This window comes from Rhodococcoides navarretei (genome assembly GCF_038069675.1).
In the GTDB taxonomy this organism is placed as follows: domain Bacteria; phylum Actinomycetota; class Actinomycetes; order Mycobacteriales; family Mycobacteriaceae; genus Rhodococcoides; species Rhodococcoides navarretei.
Window position 1 is genome coordinate 3923955 of the sequence record NZ_JBBPCN010000001.1, and the last position, 19769, is coordinate 3943723.

Genomic DNA, 19769 nt, shown 5'->3' on the forward strand with positions numbered 1-19769 from the left:
CATGATCGACACTCGGGTCGCCGTCATCGGTGCCGGCCAAGCAGGACTCTCGGCCGGCTATCACCTGCATCGCGCCGGCCTGACCGCAGGCGAGGGGTTCGTGATGTTGGATCGCTCCCCCGGCCCGGGTGGCGCGTGGCAGTTCCGCTGGCCGTCGCTGACCCTGAGCACCGTCAACGGCGTGCACGACCTGCCCGGCATGGCGTTCGCCGAGACCCTCGGCGACGAGCCTGCCGAGACCATCGCGGCCGCCGACGCGGTCCCCCGCTACTACCGCGAGTACGAGGACCGCTTCGAACTGCATGTTCGACGCCCCGTCACGGTGACCGTCGTATGCGACCGCGAGCCCCGATTCCGGGTCGAAGCGGGCGAGACAGTCGTCATGGCCGCGGGGCTGATCAATGCGACCGGGACGTGGGAGAAGCCGTTCGTTCCGCACTACGACGGTGCAGAAACGTTCACAGGCAGGCACTTGCACACCAAGGATTACCGGACGGCCGACGAGTTCGCCGGCCAGCACGTCGTCGTGGTGGGCGGCGGCATCTCGGCCGTCCAACTGCTCGACGAGATCTCGCAGGTCACGACGACGACCTGGGTGACGCGTCGACCACCGGTGTTCCGGGACAGCGAGTTCGATCACGATGCCGGTCGTGAGGCCGTCGCGATGGTGGAAGAACGCGTGCGAGCCGGCCTGCCTCCCGGGTCGGTCGTCTCCGTCACCGGACTGCTGCTGACCCCGTCGTTGGCTGCCGCCCAGAAGCGCGGCGCGCTCGACCGAAAGCCGATGTTCTCGTCCATCACGGAGGATTCGGTGGTGTGGGAGGACGGATCGAGTCAGCACGCCGATGTGATTCTGTGGGCCACCGGTTTTCGCAGCGCCCTCGACCACCTCGCTCCGCTGCGCCTGCGCGGACACGGCGGCGGAATCGTGATGGACGGCAGGCTCACCACCCGCGTGGCTGCGAACCATCGCGTCCATCTACTCGGCTACGGACCGTCCGCCAGCACGATCGGCGCGAACCGGGCCGGTCGCGCGGCGGTGACGGAGCTGCTCGAGACTCTGGGTTAACCGAGCTGCTCGGCCACGAACTTGGCCAGCGCGCCGAGCCTCGCCCGGCTCGGCATGGAGGTCGGAACACCCAATGCATCCAACGGTGCCGACGTCACCGGCCCGACGCAGATCGCGGCGACAGGGCCTCGAAGTGCGTCGAGGAAAGCGTCGAGCAGGCCGTTGTCCTTGGCGGTCGAGAGCAGAGACGCGACCGCGGGCGCGCTGGTGAACGTGACCGCGTCGACGCGATGTTCGATGATCTGCGCCAACAAGTCGATGAGTGGAGCCTGATCAACGGGTCGGATCCAGCGGTACACCGGGATCGGTCGGACATGCGCGCCGAGTTCGTTCAACGCATCGCTCAGGTGAATCGTCGGCTCCCACTCGGTGATCACCCCGTGCAGCTGCACCGCGATGTCCACGCCGGCAACACCCTCGGCCTCGAGATGATCGGAGACTTCCTGCGAGGCCTCGGTAGCGGGTGACCATTCGTCCCTGAGCCCGGCACCACGAATTGCCCCGCGCGCCTTGGGACCTCGGGCGATGATTCGCGTGTTCCCCAGTGCTGTCAGGAGGTCTTCGCGCATACCCCAGTCGGCGGCCGCGTCGAGCCAGCCCCGGAAACCGACACCGGTACTGATCACGACGATCTGCGGCGGGTGTTCGACGATGCCCTCGGTGGCGGACTTCAGCTCGGAATCGTCGATCAGGGGCAGAACGTGAATCGCCGCGGCGTGAACGATGTTCGCGCCGCGGCGTTCGAGCATGGTGGCCAATTCGTCTGCACGCCGCTCGGCGGTGAGGGCAACGATCTTGCCGTCGAGCGAATCGGACATGGGTACAGACTAAGCCCCCACGTGCACGGAACTTCGTAGCCCACTACGAAGTTCCGCTCACGTCAGCTGCTGAACTGGTCCGGGTCCGGGCCGGTGCGGCCGTCTGCGGAATCCAGTGCGTTGATCTGCTGAATCTCGTCGTTGCTCAGCTCGAAGCCGAACACGTCGAAGTTGGCGGCGATGCGCTTCGGGGTCACCGACTTGGGGATCACCACGTTGCCGAGCTGGATGTGCCAACGCAGGATGACCTGAGCCGGGGTGACGCCGTGTGCGTCGCCGATCTTCGCGAACACCGGCTCGTCGAGAATGGTGCCCGATCCGAGCGGGCTCCAGGCCTCGGTGGCGATGCCCTTCGAGGTGTGGAACGCGCGCAGCTCTTCCTGGATGAAGCGCGGATGCAGCTCGATCTGGTTGACCGAGGGCACCTCGCCGACGGCGTCCATCAGCTTCTCGAGGGTGGGAATGGTGAAGTTGGAGACGCCGATCGAACCGATGCGGCCGTCCGCCTTCAGCTTCTGGAATGCCTTGAAGGTGTCGACGTACTTGTCGCGATCGAGCTGCTGCCAGTGAATGAGGTACAGGTCGAGGTACTCGAGTCCGAGTCGTTCCATGCTGGCGTCGAACGCCTTCAGGGTGGAGTCGTAGCCCTGATCGTCGTTCCAGAGCTTGGTGGTGATGAACAGCTCGTCACGGGCGATGCCGGATTCCGCGATCGCCTTGCCGGTGCCGGCCTCGTTCTCGTACACCTTGGCGGTGTCGATGCTGCGGTAGCCGACCTTCAATGCCTCGGTCACTGCGGCCTGGGCACCGTCGTCGGGCACCTGCCACACACCGAACCCCAGCTGGGGAATGGACGTGCCGTCGTTGAGCACGATGGTCGGGACAGTACTGGTCTCGGCTGAATACGTCATACGAATGGCAACGGTGGGTGGGGTGGTGTTGTTCCCGCCCCTTAGTGTTTCGGTGTGACCGCAACGCTTCGTATCGACGATCTCGCCGCATTTCACGGCGATCGAACCCTGTTCTCCGGACTGGATCTGACGGTGGCCGAGGGTGATGTGATCGGGCTCGTCGGGGCGAACGGCGCAGGTAAATCGACGCTGTTGACGCTGCTCGCGGGGGTCGGCACGGCCGATCACGAGGGTGAGATCTACACCAGCCCGCCCGACGCGACCGTCGGCTATCTGGCGCAAGAGCCCGAGCGCATCGCCGGGGAAACGGTGCTGGACTTTCTCGGTCGGCGGACCGGGGTCACCGATGCCGAAGCCTCCATGAACGCAGCCGCCGAAGCACTGGGCAGCAGCGATGAGGACCTCTACACCCCGGCGCTGGAACGATGGCTGGCACTCGGCGGCGCTGATCTGGCGGAGCGCACGGCGAAGGTGCTGGCCGATCTCGGTCTGGATGTCGATGGGTCTGCGCTCATGACGGCGCTGTCCGGTGGGCAGGCTGCCCGCGCGGGGCTCGCCGCGATTCTCCTCGCGCGTTACGACATTCTGCTGCTCGACGAGCCCACCAACGATCTCGATCTGGCGGGCCTCGAGCAACTCGAGCAGTTCGTCGTCGCGACGCGGGCGGCGATCGTCGTCGTCAGTCACGATCGTGAATTCCTGGCACGAACGGTGACGGGCGTCGTCGAGCTCGATCGAGCTCAGCGTCGCATCGATGTCTACGACGGCAGCTACCAGTCGTATCTGGCGGAACGGGAGATCGCCCGCCAGCATGCGCGGGAGAAGTACGACGAGTTCGCGGATACCAAGTCCGCGTTGGAGTCTCGCGCGCAGATGCAGCGCAACTGGATGGAGTCGGGGGTGCGCAATGCACGCCGGAAGGCCACCGACAACGACAAGATCGCCCGCAAGACCCGCGCCGAGTCGACCGAGAAACAAGCCGCGAAAGCCCGTCAGACCCAGCGGCGCATCGAGCGACTCGAGGTGGTCGAGGAGCCTCGCAAGGAATGGGAGCTGCGAATGGAGATCGCGGCGGCTCCCCGTAGCGGAACTGTCGTGTCGGTGTTGGGCGGTGCTCTGGTGCGGCGATCCGGGTTCACGTTCGGTCCGGTCACGACGCAGATCGACTGGGGCGATCGAATTCTGATCACGGGGCCCAACGGTTCCGGCAAGACGACGTTGCTGTCGGTACTACTGGGCCGGTTGGAGCCGGACGAGGGCTCGGCCTCGCTGGGTTCGGGTGTGGCGATCGGTGAGATCGACCAGGCACGAGCATATTTCGTGGGCGACGGCACGGTGTCCGACGCCTTGAGCGCCGCGGTTCCCGAGTGGCCCGATGCCGAGGTACGCACGCTGCTGGCCAAGTTCGGACTGCGCGGCGACGACGCACTCCGGCCGGCGTCGTCGCTCTCGCCCGGTGAGCGAACCCGTGCGGCACTCGCGTTGCTGCAGGCCCGGGGCGTGAATCTGCTGGTGCTCGACGAGCCCACCAACCACCTCGACCTGCCTGCCATCGAACAACTCGAACGCGCCATGGAGAACTTCGAGGGCACCCTGTTGCTGGTGACTCACGACCGCCGAATGCTCGACACCGTTCGCAGCACTCGTCACTGGACGATGGCCGACGGGCAGCTGAGCGAGAAGTAGTTGTCGCTGAATCGGGTGCAGCTGACCGCGGTGAGCGCGGTCAGCTGCACCCGATTCACGTCAGCTCAGCAGGATCTCGTTCACCTCTGCTACGGGGTGCATCGGGAGCCCGTGGTGCGTGGCGTTCTCGAGTATCACCGTCCTCGCACTCGGCAGAACGGCATGCACAGCCGCTTCGATGCGAGCAGCGTTGTGCACCTTCCCTTTCCCCGCGAGGACCACGGTGGTACGCACACCGAAGTTCTCGAACGCAGCGGGCTTCGGCCGCTTGGGAACAATGGTTTTTGTGGTCGGGGCATGCGTGGCTCCCAGAGCAAGTACGTCGAGCCAGTCGGAATCCAACTGCGCGCCATCGGTTTCCCACCGGACGAAAGCACGCTGCCGTTTCTCGTTGGGGAACAGCAGTATCGGTAGCGCATGCAGCAGGTAGCGCGGACTCATGGAGCCGAAGCAGGCATTGGGATCGAGGAGGGTCAGTGCGTCGACGCGGTTGTCGTGACGCAGCGCGTAAGCCAGAGCGATCATCGCGCCGTAGGAATGTCCGCAGAACGCCGCGGTGGGCAGATTCAGCTCATTCAGCACCGCCGTCACCCAGTCCAACAGCTCGTCCACGGAGTCGATGGACTGGTTACCCGGAACGCTGCGTCCCACGTCACCCATCAGGTCGACCGCGTACACCCGATATCGCTGCGAGAGTGCCCCGACGTTTGCGAACCACACGGTGGAGGTCGCACCGGCCCCCGGCAGCAGCACCAGAGCCGGGCCATCGACGGGTCCGCAGGCGTTGATTCGCGTGGTGCCGTGCACCGTGTTCACGTCGATGGCCTGGGTATCTGCAGGCCATTTCTTCAGAACTCGGTCGTAGGCGGGACAGAACTTATCCACGGTCACGGCAACCCTCAATTCTCTCGATCATCGAGATAATAGACAATGGAGACACTCTTCGTCCAGCATCAACCGAGGGATCAGCACATGACCGAGCCCGTCTCTGCCGTCCATCAGCTGCGCGCACTGACGGTCGACCTCGATCTTCTGGGCGCGGAGTTCGCGCAGAGACATGCGCTCCACCCGACGGATATCCGGGCGCTGATCTGCCTGCTGGATGCGGACCGAGCCGGAACGCGTGCCACGCCCGGCTGGCTCGGCGCACAGCTGGGCCTGGAATCGGCATCCGTCACCGCCCTCGTCGATCGAATGGCGAAGCGCCAGTTGGTATCACGTGAACCCGACCCAGCCGATCGTCGGCGAGTACTGCTGCGCGTGACCGCACACGCCTCGGAACTCGGCACCACGTTCTTCGGCCCCGTGATCGGCCGCGCAGTCGACGAGCTGGCGCGTTTCACACCCGAGCAGCGGGCGACGATCGACGAGTTTCTGACGACCATGCGCACCATCGTTGCCGACGCCCGGGAGCAGCAGACCCCGTAGGCGGATCGGCAGTTTTGCCATTACCCGTTGACAGATCGTTGGGTTTATACAACACTTCATTGTCATGAGCCCAGTCAAGCGCGGTACCGCGCTCCCGATCTACAACAGGGTGGGTGTTCTGCGGGCAGAACGAAAGATGAGCCGCGCGCAACTGGCCGAACTCGTCGAAGTGAATCCCCAGACGGTGGGAGCGCTCGAACGAGGCGACCACTACCCGAGCCTCGACCTCGCGATGCGCATCTGCGACGTCTTCGATCTGCCGATCGAAGCAGTGTTCTCACGCACCGAACTCGGACCACTCTCGGCCGAACTCTTCCGAAGGGAGAAGGATCGATGAACACGCCCGAGCCGAGCATCTTCTCTCGCTATCAGGAATCCCGCACGCAGATGTTCCTGGACAGCGACAAGCATTACGCCAACTGGCTACCGGGCCTGCGAGGCCAGAAGCGTCGCCGCATCTTCGTGATCGCGCTCATCACCCTCCTCGCCGCTGCGGCCGGATTCGCGCTGGCAACTCTCGCGGTCAGGGGGGCACTCGGCGGATGGGCCGTGTGCTACATCGCGTTCCTCTTCGCAGCCATCGTCCTCGGCATCGTCTCTCACAGCCGTGCCGAAGCGCCGGAGGATGCACTCGACGAGTACGAGGTTGCACGTCGCAACCACGCCCGATCGATCGGACTGACAGTCACTCAGGGGTTGGGCACAGCAGCAGCGTCCTACCTGTTTCTCGGCGCAATGTTCCTGGACAACACAGATTTGGCGCTCTCGGGAGGGGCATTGGTGTTGACCGCTCTGAGCGCCGGGAGATATGCCCCCGCAATGCTTCTCGCATGGAACACTCCCGACCCCGATCCCGAGGACGGCTGACAATGAGCGAACACATCGACTTCCTCACCCGCTATCAGGCCTATCGCACGCGCCGATTCCTGGAGAACGACGCCAACACGAGACACTGGCTTCCGAAGTGGCGCACGCAGCGACGACGCCGGATTCTCGCCGTCTTACTGATGGCGTCATTGCTCACCCTGATGGTGGTCGCCGTGTGGTCCCTGTTCTCGAGGTGGGCACCGATCGTATGGATCCCGGCCACCGTGATGTTTCTCGTCACGTGGACGATGCTGCAAACAGTGTCCCGTCGCCACAGCGATGCACCGGTGGGCGCTCTCGACGAATGGGAAGTGCAGCAGCGCAACGAAGCACGCTCGATCGGCCTTACTGTCACGCAGGCCCTGGTGATGGTGGCAGTTCTGATTCTGATAGTGCTGTCGGGAGCGTACGACAACGAAAACCTGGCTTACGCAGGAGCTTTGTGGACGCTCGCTGCCTTGCTGGCCGGCGGGTGCTCCCCAGCAATCATTCTCGCCTGGATTACCCCCGACTCCGAACCGGACGACTTCGATCCCGACAAAGAGACAGAAAGGGCACCATGAGCACCCTCACGATCGACTCGGTCTCCAAAAAATACGGCGACAAGATCGCCCTCGACAACCTCAGCTTCGACGTCCGGCCCGGCGAGCTGTTCGGCTTCGTCGGCAGCAACGGCGCGGGCAAGACCACTACGATGCGTATCGCATTGGGCGTCCTGTCTGCAGATTCCGGTCAGGTTCTGTTGGGCGGCAAGCCCGTCGACCTCGACGTCCGCCGCACCATCGGATACATGCCCGAGGAACGCGGCCTGTATCCGAAGATGAAGGTCGGCCCGCAATTGGCCTACATGGCAGAGCTGCACGGGCTGTCGTCCAAGGACGCCAAGGCTGCGGTGATCCGTTGGACCGAACGCCTCGGCATCGATCAGCGCGTCAACGACACCGTCGACGCATTGAGCCTGGGCAACCAACAGCGTGTGCAGCTGGCGGCCGCGCTGGTGCACGATCCCGCGGTTCTGGTGTTGGACGAGCCGTTCTCCGGACTGGATCCCATCGCCGTCGACGTGATGAGCGAGGTATTGCGCGAAAAGGCTGCTGCCGGAGTGCCGGTGGTGTTCTCGAGTCACCAGCTCGACCTGGTGCAGCGCCTGTGCGACCGCGTCGGCATCATCGCCGCCGGCTCGATGAAGGCCGTCGGGACCGTCGACGAACTACGCGGCTCGGGAGATTCACAACTGCGCGTCCATGCACCGAACGCGGCACCCGGATGGGCGTCGAGCATCGCCGGGGTGAGCACCCTCGGCCACAGTGACGGCGTCACCGTCCTGGGCTTGGCACCCGGGGCCGACGATCAGGAGATCCTCCGGGCCGCACTGGCGACCGGTCCGGTGCACGACTTCTCCATCCAGAAACCTTCCCTGAGCGACCTGTTCCGAGAGGCGGTAGTGGCATGAGCTCCCAACTGAACTCCTTCAGCGCAGTATCCTTGATAGCCAAGCGCGAGTTCACCGTTCAGGTGATGAAGAAGAGCTTCGTCATCAGCAACGTGATCATCCTGGCCGTCATCGTCGGCGGCATCATCGCGTTCTCGATCTTCTCCGGCAGCGGTGACGAAGAGCGCGACGTCGTCGGCATCGCCGGCGACCAGTCCATTGCGGCCGTAGTGGAAGCGACCGGCGATGCCGTCGGGTCTCCGGTCGAGGTTCGCGAGGTCGCCGACGCATCCGCCGCACGCAGCGGCGTCGAATCCGGGGATCTCGACGTGGCGTTGGTTCCGGACGGAACCGCAGGTGCGTACACCGCCGTCACCGAGTCCGATCTGACCGGCACGTTGCGCGCCGTCGTCGAAGGCAGTGTCGCAACGCAGGCCACCAATACTGCACTGGCGCAACAGGGTGTTGATCAGAACGAGCTCGGGGCCGCGACGAGTGCCGCCACGGTCACCGTCGACGCGATCGATCCGCCGGACCCCGAGGCCGGTCAACGGACCGCGCTGGCCCTCTCCGCTGTATTCCTGCTCTACGCCCAGATCATCGGCTTCGGCATGTATGTCGCGATGGGCGTCGTCGAAGAGAAGTCGTCGCGTGTCGTCGAACTGCTGCTCTCCACCGTTCGCCCCCTGCAGTTACTCTGGGGCAAGATCCTCGGCATCGGTGCGGTCGGTATCCTGCAGCTCGCCCTGTACGGAATAGCCGGTGTGGGTGCAGGATTGGGTACTGGTGTCCTCACCGTCACCGGTGCCGCCGTCAGTGTCTTCGCTGCCACGTTGGCCTGGTTCATCCTGGGCTTCGCCTTCTTCGCAGTGCTCTACGCGGCGGGCGGGTCGATGGTCTCGCGGCAGGAGGACGTGAACTCGACGACAATGCCGTTGCTGATCCTGATCATGGCCATGTTCTTCGCCGCCTTCTACTCCGTCAGCGATCCGGAGAGCACCCTTGCGAACACATTGAGCTGGATCCCCCCGTTCTCCGCGATCATGATGCCGTTGCGCATCGCCGCCGGCGTGACCTCACCGGTGCAGATCGTCGGATCGGCGGTCCTGATGATCGTCACCACCGCGATCCTTGCGATGGGTGCCGCGAAGATCTACCAGCGCTCCATTTTGCGAATCGGCAAGACCGTCTCCTGGAAGGAAGCGTTTGCTCGCTAGGGTTCACCCATGAGCCCACGGACGTCCGCCGCCGAGATTCTCGATTCCGTTCTCGACGGCGGATCGTTCGTGTCCTGGGACTCCACGCCTGTGGACGTCCATCCTGGGGAGTCCTATCTGCGGGACCTGGCCAAGGCTCGCGAGAAGAGCGGCGTCGACGAGTCGGTGGTCACCGGCGAGGGCACCATCGACGGTCGACGCGTGGTGATCATCGCGTGCGAGTTCGCTTTTCTCGCCGGATCGATCGGCGTTGCCGCGGCCGAGCGCATCACCTCCGCTATCGAACGCGCCACGGCAGAGAGGCTGCCCTTGATCGCCTCCCCCACTTCCGGGGGCACGCGCATGCAGGAGGGCACACTCGCCTTCGTGCAGATGGTCAACATCGCCTCCGCCGTGACCGCGCACAAGGCGGCGCACCTGCCGTACCTGGTGTATCTCCGCAATCCGACGACCGGTGGAGTGTTCGCGTCCTGGGGATCGTTGGCTCACGTCACGGTCGCCGAACCCGGTGCCCTCATCGGGTTCCTCGGACCACGCGTCTATCAGGCGTTGTACGACAAGCCATTTCCCGACGGCGTCCAGACCGCCGAAAATCTCTACCAGCACGGCGTCATCGATGGCGTGGTGCCGGTCGATCAACTGCGCCACCTGTTGATCCGTGCGCTCCGAGTGATCGTCGACGCCACGGTGTGGCCCGATCTCACCGACGATGAGCCGGCCGAGATACCGGAGCAGTCGGCCTGGCATTCGGTGCAGTCGTCGCGTCGCGCGGATCGCCCCGGCATTCGGCAACTCATCGAACACGCTGCGAGCGAGCACGTTCCACTCAGCGGCACCGGTCAGGGCGAGGCCGACACCTCGATTCTGTTGTCGCTGTGCCGTATCCGTGGTGTCTCTTGCGTGCTGTTCGGCAACGACCGAAGTAGCAGCACCGCCACGGCAACGATGGGCCCAGCGGCACTACGAGAAGCTCGACGCGGCATGCGCCTGGCCGAGGAACTTCGGCTACCTCTGGTACTCGTCATCGACACATTCGGCGCAGCACTGTCCAAGGAGGCGGAGGAAGGCGGCTTGGCACCGGAGATCGCGCGATCGATCTCGGATCTGGTCACCGTCGACACTCCCACGGTGTCGGTGCTGCTCGGCCAGGGCACCGGCGGCGGAGCGCTCGCGCTACTGCCTGCCGATCGTGTGCTGTGCGCCCAGAATGCCTGGCTCGCACCACTTCCGCCCGAAGGTGCCAGTGCCATCGTGCACCGCGACACCGCGCACGCCCCGGAGATGGCCGAGGCGCAGGGCATCCGCTCCGTCGATCTACTGCGCGATGGCATCGTCGACGCCATCGTTCCCGAACTTCCCGACGCGGCCGACGAACCGGCTGCGTTCTCCGCACGAGTCGCCGATGCCATCGTCGGGGAACTGCGCGGCTTGTCGACCGTCGACACCGCCACCCGGACTCGGAACAGACTCGGCCGCTACCGCTCGCTGGGATGAGCGGCTTCGCCGCATGTGAGCAGAACTTCGTAGCAGGCTACGAACTTTCGTGCACCTGCGAGGTCACGAGCGCCAGCACATCGCCCGCACGGAGGTCGGCCGGGAGCTCGACCGGACTCACACAACGGCGACCCGGGCCGTGAACATCGACCTTGACCACCGGACCCACCGAATGCCGGTTGACCACCACCGCCTGCAGCAGATCCCCGAACTCGGCGTCGACGCCCACCTCGCCTGCGATCACCGAACGCACCCGCGTCACCAGAATGCGCCCCCACTGCACCGGAGTGCCCTGCGCATCGGCCAGATCCTCCAACGCAACGCCGTCGACCGTGATGCGGCCGCAGACGCAATGCGTATCGGCCGGCCAGAGCGCAGGATCGCACCGCGAAACGTAGGCGGCACCGAGGGACGGAAGAATGTCGAGGAGTGTCATGAGAAGAAGTCTTGCGCCGGGCGGTGGCGTCGAACAGGGGTGTTGACGCAATCTTGACGCCCGGACCCCGAATCTTGACGTGCACCGGGCACCAGTGCACGCAACGACCGCCGGTCGACGGGATTCCGCCGGTCGTCGCCGGTAGTGCGCAACCCGGCCCGGACCACCCCACCCTCGAACTACGCTCGCCCCATGAGTGGCGAATATCGGCAGGCATTCGAGAACAGCGTCGACAACCGTGAGCAGTTCTGGCTGTCTGCGGCGGCAGACATCGACTGGGACACCCCGCCCACCACTGCGTTCGACGGCGCGCACTGGTTTCCCGGGGCCCGTCTGAACACCTGCGTCAATGCCCTGGACCGGCACGTCGACGCCGGGCACGGCGACCGGACCGCGTTGATCTACGACTCGGCGATGGTCGGTCTCACCCGCAGCTACACCTACGCCGAACTGCTCGACCAGGTCGCTCGCTTCGCCGGGGTACTGCGCGGGCAGGGCGTGGGGCCGGGCGACCGCGTGGTGATCTACCTACCGATGATTCCCGAGGCCGTCGTCGCCATGCTCGCGTGCGCCAGGCTCGGCGCCGTGCATTCGGTGGTATTCGGCGGCTTCGCAGCCAAGGAACTCGCCGCACGTATCGACGACGCCGAACCCGCACTGCTGATCACCGCCAGCGGTGGATTCGAGCCGGGTCGCGTCATCGAGTATTTGCCTCTGGTGGCACGCGCGCTGACCCTCACCACCGCGAAAACGCCTGCGGTGATCGTGAAAGCACGAGAGGGAATTCCCAGCGATCACGACTGGCTCGACTGGGACACCCTCATCGCCGACGCCACCGCCGCCCCACCGGTTTCGGTGCTCGCTACCGATCCGCTGTACATCCTCTACACCTCGGGCACGACCGGCAAGCCCAAGGGTGTGGTGCGCGACAACGGCGGTCATGCCGTGGCTCTCACGTGGTCGATGCGCAACATCTACGACGTGGGGCCCGGGCAGGTGATGTGGACGGCGTCCGACGTCGGCTGGGTCGTCGGGCACTCGTACATCGTCTACGCACCTCTGTTTGCCGGTGCCACAACGGTTCTCTACGAAGGAAAGCCCGTCGGGACTCCCGATGCAGGCGCATTCTGGCGGGTGATCCAGGATCACGGCGTCCGCGCGTTGTTCACTGCGCCGACGGCATTGCGTGCCATCCGCAAGGTGGACCCGCACGCCGCCGAGCTGGAGAAGTACGACACCTCGTCGCTCGAGACCCTGTTCGTCGCCGGTGAACGCCTCGATCCCGATACGTACGAATGGATTTCGCGCACGCTGGATCGCCCGGTCGTCGATCACTGGTGGCAGACGGAAACCGGGTGGGCGATCTGCGCCAATCTCCGTGGGCTGGAACCACTTCCGATCAAACCGGGGTCACCCACTGTTCCGGTGCCGGGGTTCCAGGTCGGAATTCTGGATGCGTCGGGTAATCCGGTGGAGGCCGGCACCGAGGGCAACATCGTCGTGCAGCTGCCGTTGCCGCCGGGCGCGCTGGTGGGTCTGTGGAACGACGAATCACGTTTCCAGCGTTCGTATCTCGATACGTTCCCCGGCTACTACCTCACCGGCGATTCCGGATACATCGACGCCGACGGCTACGTCTACGTGCTGGGCCGTAGCGACGACGTCATCAACGTCGCCGGACACCGCCTGTCGACCGGGTCGATGGAGGCAGTGCTGGCCGGCCACCCCGCCGTCGCCGAATGCGCCGTCATCGGCATTCACGACGACCTCAAGGGCCAGCGCCCCAGCGGGTACGTGGTGCTCAAGGCCGGTGAGACCATCACCGAGGAGCAGCTGCGTAGCGAACTGGTGGCCATGGTCCGCGATCAGATCGGCGCGCTCGCGACGTTCCGCGACGTGACGATCGTCGGAGCGCTGCCCAAGACCCGATCGGGCAAGATCCTGCGGAAGACGATGCGCCAGATCGTCTCAGGCGAGGAGTACGGCGTGCCGTCGACCATCGAGGATCCGGCCGTACTCGACGCGCTGGAGAAGCTGCTCGGCAGATAGCGGCGGTAATACGAGCAACCATGGCCGAAATCCGCGCGCCAGGGGTCGTTCGCGCGCGATAGCGTCGTCGGCATGACAGATCTCGACACCCGTCCCGCCGTCGATTGGCTCGCCCTCGGTGCGGTCACCATCACGGTGATCTCGTGGGCCTCGGCCTTCGTGGCGATTCGCGGCGTCGGCGAATCCTTCGGGGCAGGCCCGCTCGCACTCGGCCGGTTGCTGATCGGATCTGTGGCACTCGGCGCGATCGTCTTGGTCAGAAGACAGTGGGTCAAGCCCAACCGCACTCAGTGGCTGCAGATCATCAGTATCGGGGTGTTCTGGTTCGGCATCTACAACGTCGCCCTCAATGCCGCCGAGCAGCGCGTCGACGCCGGCACGACGTCGATGATCATTCAGATCGGACCGATTCTGGTCGCCCTGTTCGCGGGTCTGCTTCTCGGCGAGGGCTTTCCGAGGTGGTTGGTGATCGGCGCAGCCATCGCGTTCGCCGGCGCAGTCATGGTCGGCGTCGTGACGGCTGTGACCACCACGTCCACAACCAAGACGGACGCCGACGTCCTCGGCATCGCACTGTGTCTGGTGTCCGCGGTGACCTACGCAATCGGAGTGCTCAGCCAGAAGCCGGTGCTGCGCACCATTCCAGGACTTCAGGTCACGTGGATGGCGTGCACCATCGGCGCAGTGTGCACGCTGCCCTTCGCTCCGGCTCTGCTCGACGACCTGTCGACCGCCTCGACCGGTGCCACCGGCGGACTGATCTACCTCGGCCTCGTCCCGACTGCATTGGCGTTCAGCACCTGGGCCTACGCGTTGACGCGAATGAACGCAGGCAAGCTCGGAATCACCACGTACGCGGTCCCACCGATCACGATCGTTCTGGCCTGGCTGCTGCTCGGCGAGGTTCCCCACGTCCTCGCCGTGGTCGGCGGGGTCATCTGCCTGGTGGGAGTCGGTTTGTCCCGCAAGCGATAACGGTCGCTAGAGGGCCTTGAACCGTGCAATCGCCACTTCCCGCTCGTGCTTGTGATCGACGATCGGCTCCGGGTATTCCTTGGGACGGCCGAACTTCAACGTGTGCACGGCTTTTCCTTCTTCACCGCGTAGCTCGGGCACCCAGCGGCGCACGTAATCGCCGGTGGGGTCGAACTTCTCGCCTTGGGTGATCGGATTGAACACCCGGAAGTACGGCGACGCGTCGGTACCGGTTCCTGCGGTCCACTGCCAGCCGTGCTGGTTGCTGGCCAGATCGCCGTCGACGAGATGCTGCATGAAGTAGCGCGCACCCCGCCACCAGGGCAGGTGCAGATCCTTGACGAGGAACGACGCCACGATCATGCGAACTCGGTTGTGCATCCACTTCTCCGAGTTCAACTGCCGCATACCGGCATCGACGATCGGAAAGCCGGTCTCGCCCTTGCACCAGGCCTCGAACAACTCGTCGGCGTGCTTGCCCGAGTCCAGTTCGATAGCATCGAACTTCTTGACGTAGTTCTCACGCGCGCTGTCGGGACGCTGAAACAGGATGTCGCCGTAGAAGTCTCGCCAGCAGATCTGGCGACGATACGACGCTGCGCCCTCGTTCCGGAGCTTGCCCAGGTCCGCCAGCATCGTCCGCGGATGAATGGTTCCGTACTTCAGATGCACCGACATCCGACTCGTAGAATCGAGGTCGGGACGATTGCGCTCGTCGTCGTACGCAGAAACCTCGTCGAGAAATTCCTTCCACTGCTTCGATGCGGCGGCTTCACCGGCAGCCGCGTCGGACGCCTCCTTCTCGGAGGGAATCTTCACGCGCCGAACACCTTTCACCTCGTCCGGGTCGATCCAGTCGGCAGTGTTCGCGGACGTATCGGCAGGCCCGCGCCAGCCGTGGTCCATCCACTGGCGTGAGTACGGCGTGAACACCTTGTACGGCTCCCCGTCGTTCTTGACGATCCGACCCGGCGCGACCGCGTACGGGGAGCCGGTCTCGACCAACGTCACCTTCTCCCCGACCCGGGCGTCGCGCTCGCGCCCGTAGGGGCCGTAATCGGCACTGATGTGCACCTCTTCGGTCCCGACGGCCTTCGCCACCTTCGGGACCACCGTCTCGGGGTCACCGTGCACCACCATCAATCTGCCGTCGAGCTGCTCGTTCAGTGCCTCGAGAGACCGAAACAGGAAGTCCTTGCGCGGACCGCCGGAGGGCTTGAGTAAGCGGTCGTCGAGCACGAACAGACCGAGTACCGGGTCTCCGGACTCGGCGGCGGCGGTGAGGGTGGGCAGATCACCCAGACGGAGATCACGGCGAAACCAGACGATCGACATGGTGTCAGTCTTACCCAACCGTGCGGAGTGCAACCCGCCCCCATCGATTCCCTCCGCCCGGCCCCGGGTGCAGCTACCGTGTATGCGGCACCGCGCCTGCCGGGGAGGAACGCGCCGAGATGGCAATCGACTGGACCGCGCCACACCGCTACGAGTTCTTTCCCGAGTATCTGGTACGACGCCAATTGATGCCACTCGCGCGGACAGCCGTCGTGCTGGCCACAGTGGTTCTGGGCCTGCAGCCTCTGCTGTTCGAGCTCGGCACGGACCGCAGTGGTCGATCCGGTGCGATGACAGTTGCGTTACTCGTCGCCCTCGTCGATATCGGATGGGCCGTGCTGCTGTGGCGATCACGCCCCTGGTTCACCGAGGCACAGTCTCTGTGGTTCGTGGGAACTGCAGGCGTGTTCATGACAACTACGGGATACCTCATCCCCGTTCCGCTTCTCGGCTTGGCAGAATGCACCGGTTTCGCCGTCGTGTGCGGCTACGTGGTGTTCTTTCACGGCTCTCGCGTCTTCGGTGCCGCCGTCGCCTGTGCAGTGCTGGCAACGGTGGGATTGGCAGTCAGCGAACTACGCGAAGGCGCTCCCCCGATCCAGGTGCTGGCACTCGGTGCTGCGGTACTGATCATCATCGGCGCAGTGCCGATGATGACCCTCGTGATCGTCGGCATGATGACCCTCGACGTCGAGGACTCGGAGATCGACGAACTCACCAGGGCATTCAATCGTCGCGGGCTCGAACGGGAGGTTCGGCACGCGATCACGTCCTCCGACTCCGCACGGTCCATCACCGTCTACCTCCTCGATCTCGACAAGTTCAAGTCGATCAAAGACACGTACGGTCATTCAGCGGGCGACGAGGTTCTCGTAGCGGTGGCCGATGCTTTGCGACGAACCGAACCGGCGATGACGGTGGCTCGGCTCGGCGGCGAGGAATTCGTGGTCATCGACGCAGCCACACCGATCCCATCGACCGCTGCCGAAGACACGGCCGAGGGGCTGCGGCGCGCAGTCCGTGAAGCCGCTACACCCGTGGTCACGGCCAGCATCGGCGTCTGCGGACCGGTGCACGCGGACTTGTCTTCTGTCGATCGAACACTTCGTGCGGCGGTGGCAGCCGCGGATCGCGCGATGTACGAGGCCAAGCGCGCGGGCGGCGACCGTGCACATCACGATTCGATGTCGTGAAAGAAGTCTCAGAATACCGCCAACAATGACTCACCATCGTCGCAAGAAGCCCCTCTAGCTTGGGAAACACCCCGAGAGACAAGGAGAACATCATGACGAACGCACGCCCCTTCCCCGGTGCCCTCTCCCTGATCGACAGCACCTGCACCTTCGAGAAGTACTACGAGCAGCTCTACGCCAAGGCCCCCGCGCTCGCCTGGTCACTCGACGCCGACACCGGGCGTCGCAGTGCCCTCGAGGACTTCTTCGCCAAGACACCCGAGGAACGCCGCAGCACCGTCGACAGTTGGGTTGCCTAGCATTGGACCGGTGACCGAATCGCCGAGTGCCCCCGCCACCGTCCTGGTCGTCGATGACGACGCCGACGTGCTGTCGTCGTTGCAACGCGGACTGCGCTTGTCCGGGTTCACCGTCATCACCGCATCCGACGGCGCAGAGGCTCTCGGCGTCGTGTCCAGATCCATGCCCGATGTCATCGTGCTCGACATCAACATGCCGGTGCTCGACGGTGCCAGCGTGGTCACCGCGTTGCGCGCCATGGGCAACGACGTTCCGATCTGCGTGCTCAGTGCCCGCAATTCGGTGGACGATCGCATCGCCGGACTCGAATCCGGTGCCGACGACTATCTCACCAAACCGTTCGTGTTGGCCGAGCTCGTCGCTCGAATCCGCGCCATGTTGCGACGACGCGGCACCAGTCCGGTTGCACCGGTGACGGATTCGGGCACACCCAACTCCGCCGTGGCCATCGGAACCCTGGTGGTCGACATCCCCGGCTATCGCGTCCACCGCGGCGGTGCCGATATCGACCTGACCAAGCGAGAATTCGAGCTGTTGGCGATCCTGGCTCGTAACAAGGGCGTCGTCCTGACGCGTGAGCGACTGCTCGAACTGGTCTGGGGTTACGACTTCGTCGCCGACACCAACGTGGTCGACGTGTTCGTCGGCTACCTCAGACGCAAGCTCGAGGCCGACGGATCGCCGCGCATCCTGCACACGGTCCGCGGCGTCGGCTTCGTCGTCCGGGATGCCGCATGAGCTTCTCCCTGCGCGCCAGAGTGGCCGCGGCCACTGCCCTCGGCGCGACCCTCGTCGTCGCCGCCCTCGCGGTGGTCACGTCGGTCGCCATCTCGCGCAACAACGTCAATCAACTCGACGAGCGTCTGACGACGGCATCGCAGGTTCTGGTCCCGAACTCGTCGACGTTGGAGGCCTTCATAGACCAGCTCTCGGGCGCGTTCGCCGTCACCATTCGCAGTGGCGACATCGTCGTCGCGTCCACCCCGACACGGCTGCCCGCGCTGGAGACCGGTTCGCAGACCGTAGACGTGGACGGTCGACGCTTCCGGGTCTATACCGCGGTCTCGACCGTGGTCTCGTCGATCTCCATTTCCATCGGCGTGCCGGCCATCGAGGCGCAACAGGTGACCGACGAGCAACAGAAACAGGTAATCCTGTTGGGGCTGGCCGCAGTCGCCGTATCCACCGGTTTGGGATGGCTCTTCGGTGGCCGAGCCGTCAGACCGCTCGTGACGTTGACCAGGCAGGTCAGTGCGCAACCGCCGACCGCTCCGGAAACCCGGACTGGCGTCACCGAAGCCGACGAACTCGCTGTCGCGATCGGGGGCATGCTCACCAGACTCAACGAGGCACAGGACCGGACCAATGCCGCTCTCGACACCGCACGCGACTTCGCGGCCGTCTCTGCGCACGAGCTGCGAACCCCACTGACCGCGATGCGCACCGACATCGAGGTGCTCAGAACACTCGATCTCGAGCCCGGGCAGCAGCGGGAAATTCTGGGTGACCTCGAACGAACACAGGGGCGGGTGGAGACCACTCTGACTGCGCTGGAGCGACTGGCATCGGGCGAATTGTCCAGCGAGGCGGACAGAGTCGAGACCGACATCATCGACATCTGCGACGTCGCCGCCCAGGATGCGCAACGACAGCACCCCGAACTCGACATACGAGTGGAGTCCGCCGCCGACTGCGAGATCACGATGCGTGCGCTGCCGACCGGTCTGAGACTTGCCGTCGACAACGTGATCGGCAACGCCGTACGGCACGGCAACGCCACCTCGATCGTCATCACCGCCGAACGGGTGGGTACGACGGTCCGCGTGTCGATCGACGACAACGGATCGGGCATTCCCCCAGGCGAACGCGTCACGGTGTTCGGGCGATTCGAGCGTGGCACCGGGGCCGCGACGGGCGGCTCGGGGCTCGGCCTGGCGCTGGTAGCGCAACAGGCCGAATTGCACGGTGGCCGAGCTTATGTGAGCGACAGCCCGCTCGGCGGCGCGCGATTGGTGCTGGAATTGCAGGATCGCTGACTACTGCAGTCTTACGCAGGTTGCCGAGGGGAACGGCCGCCGCCGCGGCAACCCGCGCTGTTACCGGACCTGCAGTTATTTCACGTCGAGCAGGTCGATGACGAACACGAGCGTCTTGCCGGACAGTCGGTGTCCTGCGCCTGCGGGGCCGTAGGCGAGCTCCGGCGGAATGGTGAGCTGACGGCGTCCGCCGATCTTCATTCCGGGAATGCCGTCCTGCCAGCCCTGGATGAGTCCACGCAGCGGGAACTGGATGGATTCGCCACGGTTCCAGGACGAGTCGAACTCTTCGCCGGAGTCGAACTCGACTCCGACGTAGTGCACCTCGACGGTGCCACCTGCCACTGCCTCTGCGCCGTCACCCTCGACGAGGTCGACCGTCACCAGGTCCAATGGTGCGGGTCCGGCCTGAAATTCGATCACTGGCTTCGTCACTGAAGTCTCCTGCGGTTGCGCCGGCCCGCCGACGCCGGCTGTGGTGCTCTGAATGGCTGTTGTCTGAACGTCGAGCAGTTCGACTCTA

At 64.9% G+C, this 19769-nt stretch carries 21 protein-coding genes; 15 read left to right on the plus strand and 6 right to left on the minus strand.

Annotated features, from left to right (window positions below):
* Window position 1 precedes the first annotated feature (1 nt).
* Complete coding sequence (locus AABD04_RS18365; RefSeq protein ID WP_341442029.1) at window positions 2-1069, plus strand: flavin-containing monooxygenase; 1068 nt, start codon at window positions 2-4, stop codon at window positions 1067-1069.
* Here the strand turns inward: AABD04_RS18365 and AABD04_RS18370 are convergent.
* Both AABD04_RS18370 and AABD04_RS18375 read right to left on the minus strand, forming a co-directional pair.
* Window positions 1066-1887, minus strand: coding sequence for a uroporphyrinogen-III synthase (locus AABD04_RS18370; RefSeq protein WP_341442030.1), 822 nt, complete (start codon window positions 1885-1887; stop codon window positions 1066-1068). The genes AABD04_RS18365 and AABD04_RS18370 overlap by 4 nt on opposite strands.
* Window positions 1888-1949: 62 nt before the next feature.
* Window positions 1950-2798, minus strand: coding sequence for an aldo/keto reductase (locus AABD04_RS18375; protein ID WP_335741417.1), 849 nt, complete (start codon window positions 2796-2798; stop codon window positions 1950-1952).
* A 54-nt stretch (window positions 2799-2852) separates the two neighbouring features.
* Here AABD04_RS18375 and AABD04_RS18380 point away from each other — a divergent pair, with 54 nt between their 5' ends.
* Window positions 2853-4484: an ABC-F family ATP-binding cassette domain-containing protein gene (locus AABD04_RS18380; protein WP_341442031.1), complete on the plus strand. Its 1632-nt coding sequence runs from the start codon at window positions 2853-2855 to the stop codon at window positions 4482-4484.
* A 60-nt stretch (window positions 4485-4544) separates the two neighbouring features.
* Here AABD04_RS18380 and AABD04_RS18385 read toward each other — a convergent pair whose 3' ends face one another.
* On the minus strand, window positions 4545-5375 hold the full coding sequence (locus AABD04_RS18385) for an alpha/beta fold hydrolase (RefSeq protein ID WP_341442032.1): 831 nt from the start codon (window positions 5373-5375) through the stop codon (window positions 4545-4547).
* Window positions 5376-5456: 81 nt separating this feature from the next.
* Between AABD04_RS18385 and AABD04_RS18390 the strand changes: the two genes are divergently transcribed.
* The 7 genes from AABD04_RS18390 (at window position 5457) to AABD04_RS18420 (ending at window position 10922) form a co-directional block, all read left to right on the plus strand.
* The gene (locus AABD04_RS18390; protein WP_341442033.1) at window positions 5457-5912 is read left to right on the plus strand and encodes a MarR family winged helix-turn-helix transcriptional regulator; all 456 of its coding nucleotides are present in this window, start codon (window positions 5457-5459) and stop codon (window positions 5910-5912) included.
* Window positions 5913-5976: 64 nt separating this feature from the next.
* Window positions 5977-6249 carry a helix-turn-helix transcriptional regulator gene (locus AABD04_RS18395; RefSeq protein WP_032404377.1) on the plus strand — a complete coding sequence of 91 codons (273 nt, stop codon included), beginning with the start codon at window positions 5977-5979 and terminating at the stop codon, window positions 6247-6249.
* Window positions 6246-6779, plus strand: coding sequence for a hypothetical protein (locus tag AABD04_RS18400; protein WP_341442034.1), 534 nt, complete (start codon window positions 6246-6248; stop codon window positions 6777-6779). Before AABD04_RS18395 ends, AABD04_RS18400 begins: the two co-directional genes overlap by 4 nt.
* A 2-nt stretch (window positions 6780-6781) precedes the next feature.
* On the plus strand, window positions 6782-7342 hold the full coding sequence (locus tag AABD04_RS18405; RefSeq protein WP_341442035.1) for a hypothetical protein: 561 nt from the start codon (window positions 6782-6784) through the stop codon (window positions 7340-7342).
* Entirely contained in the window at window positions 7339-8232 is an 894-nt protein-coding gene (locus AABD04_RS18410) for an ABC transporter ATP-binding protein (RefSeq protein WP_341442036.1), read from the plus strand. The genes AABD04_RS18405 and AABD04_RS18410 overlap by 4 nt, the downstream gene beginning before the upstream one ends.
* The gene (locus AABD04_RS18415) at window positions 8229-9428 is read left to right on the plus strand and encodes an ABC transporter permease (RefSeq protein WP_341442037.1); all 1200 of its coding nucleotides are present in this window, start codon (window positions 8229-8231) and stop codon (window positions 9426-9428) included. Before AABD04_RS18410 ends, AABD04_RS18415 begins: the two co-directional genes overlap by 4 nt.
* Window positions 9429-9437: 9 nt before the next feature.
* Window positions 9438-10922, plus strand: a complete 1485-nt coding sequence (locus tag AABD04_RS18420) for a carboxyl transferase domain-containing protein (RefSeq protein WP_341442038.1) — start codon at window positions 9438-9440, stop codon at window positions 10920-10922.
* A gap of 37 nt (window positions 10923-10959) precedes the next feature.
* On the opposite strand, the gene AABD04_RS25175 is transcribed toward AABD04_RS18420, so the two are convergent.
* Window positions 10960-11358: a hypothetical protein gene (locus AABD04_RS25175; protein WP_423228165.1), complete on the minus strand. Its 399-nt coding sequence runs from the start codon at window positions 11356-11358 to the stop codon at window positions 10960-10962.
* A 192-nt stretch (window positions 11359-11550) separates the two neighbouring features.
* Here AABD04_RS25175 and AABD04_RS18430 point away from each other — a divergent pair, with 192 nt between their 5' ends.
* Window positions 11551-13407, plus strand: a complete 1857-nt coding sequence (locus AABD04_RS18430; protein WP_341442039.1) for a propionyl-CoA synthetase — start codon at window positions 11551-11553, stop codon at window positions 13405-13407.
* A gap of 72 nt (window positions 13408-13479) precedes the next feature.
* A complete protein-coding gene (locus AABD04_RS18435) occupies window positions 13480-14382 on the plus strand; it encodes a DMT family transporter (protein ID WP_341442040.1) in 903 nt (300 codons plus the stop codon).
* 6 nt (window positions 14383-14388) lie between these two features.
* Here AABD04_RS18435 and AABD04_RS18440 read toward each other — a convergent pair whose 3' ends face one another.
* Complete coding sequence (locus AABD04_RS18440; RefSeq protein WP_341442041.1) at window positions 14389-15717, minus strand: cryptochrome/photolyase family protein; 1329 nt, start codon at window positions 15715-15717, stop codon at window positions 14389-14391.
* Window positions 15718-15836: 119 nt separating this feature from the next.
* On the opposite strand from AABD04_RS18440, the gene AABD04_RS18445 reads away from it, so the two are divergent.
* The 4 genes from AABD04_RS18445 to AABD04_RS18460 all read left to right on the plus strand — a co-directional run bounded on the left by AABD04_RS18445 (window position 15837) and on the right by AABD04_RS18460 (window position 19246).
* Window positions 15837-16910, plus strand: a complete 1074-nt coding sequence (locus tag AABD04_RS18445; protein WP_341442042.1) for a GGDEF domain-containing protein — start codon at window positions 15837-15839, stop codon at window positions 16908-16910.
* Window positions 16911-17002: 92 nt separating this feature from the next.
* Window positions 17003-17209, plus strand: coding sequence for a hypothetical protein (locus tag AABD04_RS18450; RefSeq protein ID WP_243593772.1), 207 nt, complete (start codon window positions 17003-17005; stop codon window positions 17207-17209).
* 10 nt (window positions 17210-17219) lie between these two features.
* On the plus strand, window positions 17220-17948 hold the full coding sequence (locus AABD04_RS18455; RefSeq protein WP_341442043.1) for a response regulator transcription factor: 729 nt from the start codon (window positions 17220-17222) through the stop codon (window positions 17946-17948).
* Window positions 17945-19246, plus strand: coding sequence for a sensor histidine kinase (locus tag AABD04_RS18460; RefSeq protein WP_341442044.1), 1302 nt, complete (start codon window positions 17945-17947; stop codon window positions 19244-19246). Before AABD04_RS18455 ends, AABD04_RS18460 begins: the two co-directional genes overlap by 4 nt.
* A 75-nt stretch (window positions 19247-19321) precedes the next feature.
* On the opposite strand, the gene AABD04_RS18465 is transcribed toward AABD04_RS18460, so the two are convergent.
* Window positions 19322-19681: an FKBP-type peptidyl-prolyl cis-trans isomerase gene (locus tag AABD04_RS18465; protein WP_243593775.1), complete on the minus strand. Its 360-nt coding sequence runs from the start codon at window positions 19679-19681 to the stop codon at window positions 19322-19324.
* Between the last annotated feature and the right edge of the window lie 88 nt (window positions 19682-19769).

Bases quoted from the DNA above. Each gene is read 5' to 3' on its own strand.
- AABD04_RS18365 (WP_341442029.1), top strand. From the start codon at position 2: ATGATCGACACTCGGGTCGCCGTCATCGGTGCCGGCCAAGCAGGACTC.
- AABD04_RS18370 (WP_341442030.1), bottom strand. From the start codon at position 1,887: ATGTCCGATTCGCTCGACGGCAAGATCGTTGCCCTCACCGCCGAGCGG.
- AABD04_RS18375 (WP_335741417.1), bottom strand. From the start codon at position 2,798: ATGACGTATTCAGCCGAGACCAGTACTGTCCCGACCATCGTGCTCAAC.
- AABD04_RS18390 (WP_341442033.1), top strand. From the start codon at position 5,457: ATGACCGAGCCCGTCTCTGCCGTCCATCAGCTGCGCGCACTGACGGTC.
- AABD04_RS18395 (WP_032404377.1), top strand. From the start codon at position 5,977: ATGAGCCCAGTCAAGCGCGGTACCGCGCTCCCGATCTACAACAGGGTG.
- AABD04_RS18400 (WP_341442034.1), top strand. From the start codon at position 6,246: ATGAACACGCCCGAGCCGAGCATCTTCTCTCGCTATCAGGAATCCCGC.
- AABD04_RS18405 (WP_341442035.1), top strand. From the start codon at position 6,782: ATGAGCGAACACATCGACTTCCTCACCCGCTATCAGGCCTATCGCACG.
- AABD04_RS18410 (WP_341442036.1), top strand. From the start codon at position 7,339: ATGAGCACCCTCACGATCGACTCGGTCTCCAAAAAATACGGCGACAAG.
- AABD04_RS18415 (WP_341442037.1), top strand. From the start codon at position 8,229: ATGAGCTCCCAACTGAACTCCTTCAGCGCAGTATCCTTGATAGCCAAG.
- AABD04_RS18420 (WP_341442038.1), top strand. From the start codon at position 9,438: ATGAGCCCACGGACGTCCGCCGCCGAGATTCTCGATTCCGTTCTCGAC.
- AABD04_RS25175 (WP_423228165.1), bottom strand. From the start codon at position 11,358: ATGACACTCCTCGACATTCTTCCGTCCCTCGGTGCCGCCTACGTTTCG.
- AABD04_RS18430 (WP_341442039.1), top strand. From the start codon at position 11,551: ATGAGTGGCGAATATCGGCAGGCATTCGAGAACAGCGTCGACAACCGT.
- AABD04_RS18435 (WP_341442040.1), top strand. From the start codon at position 13,480: ATGACAGATCTCGACACCCGTCCCGCCGTCGATTGGCTCGCCCTCGGT.
- AABD04_RS18440 (WP_341442041.1), bottom strand. From the start codon at position 15,717: ATGTCGATCGTCTGGTTTCGCCGTGATCTCCGTCTGGGTGATCTGCCC.
- AABD04_RS18445 (WP_341442042.1), top strand. From the start codon at position 15,837: ATGGCAATCGACTGGACCGCGCCACACCGCTACGAGTTCTTTCCCGAG.
- AABD04_RS18450 (WP_243593772.1), top strand. From the start codon at position 17,003: ATGACGAACGCACGCCCCTTCCCCGGTGCCCTCTCCCTGATCGACAGC.
- AABD04_RS18460 (WP_341442044.1), top strand. From the start codon at position 17,945: ATGAGCTTCTCCCTGCGCGCCAGAGTGGCCGCGGCCACTGCCCTCGGC.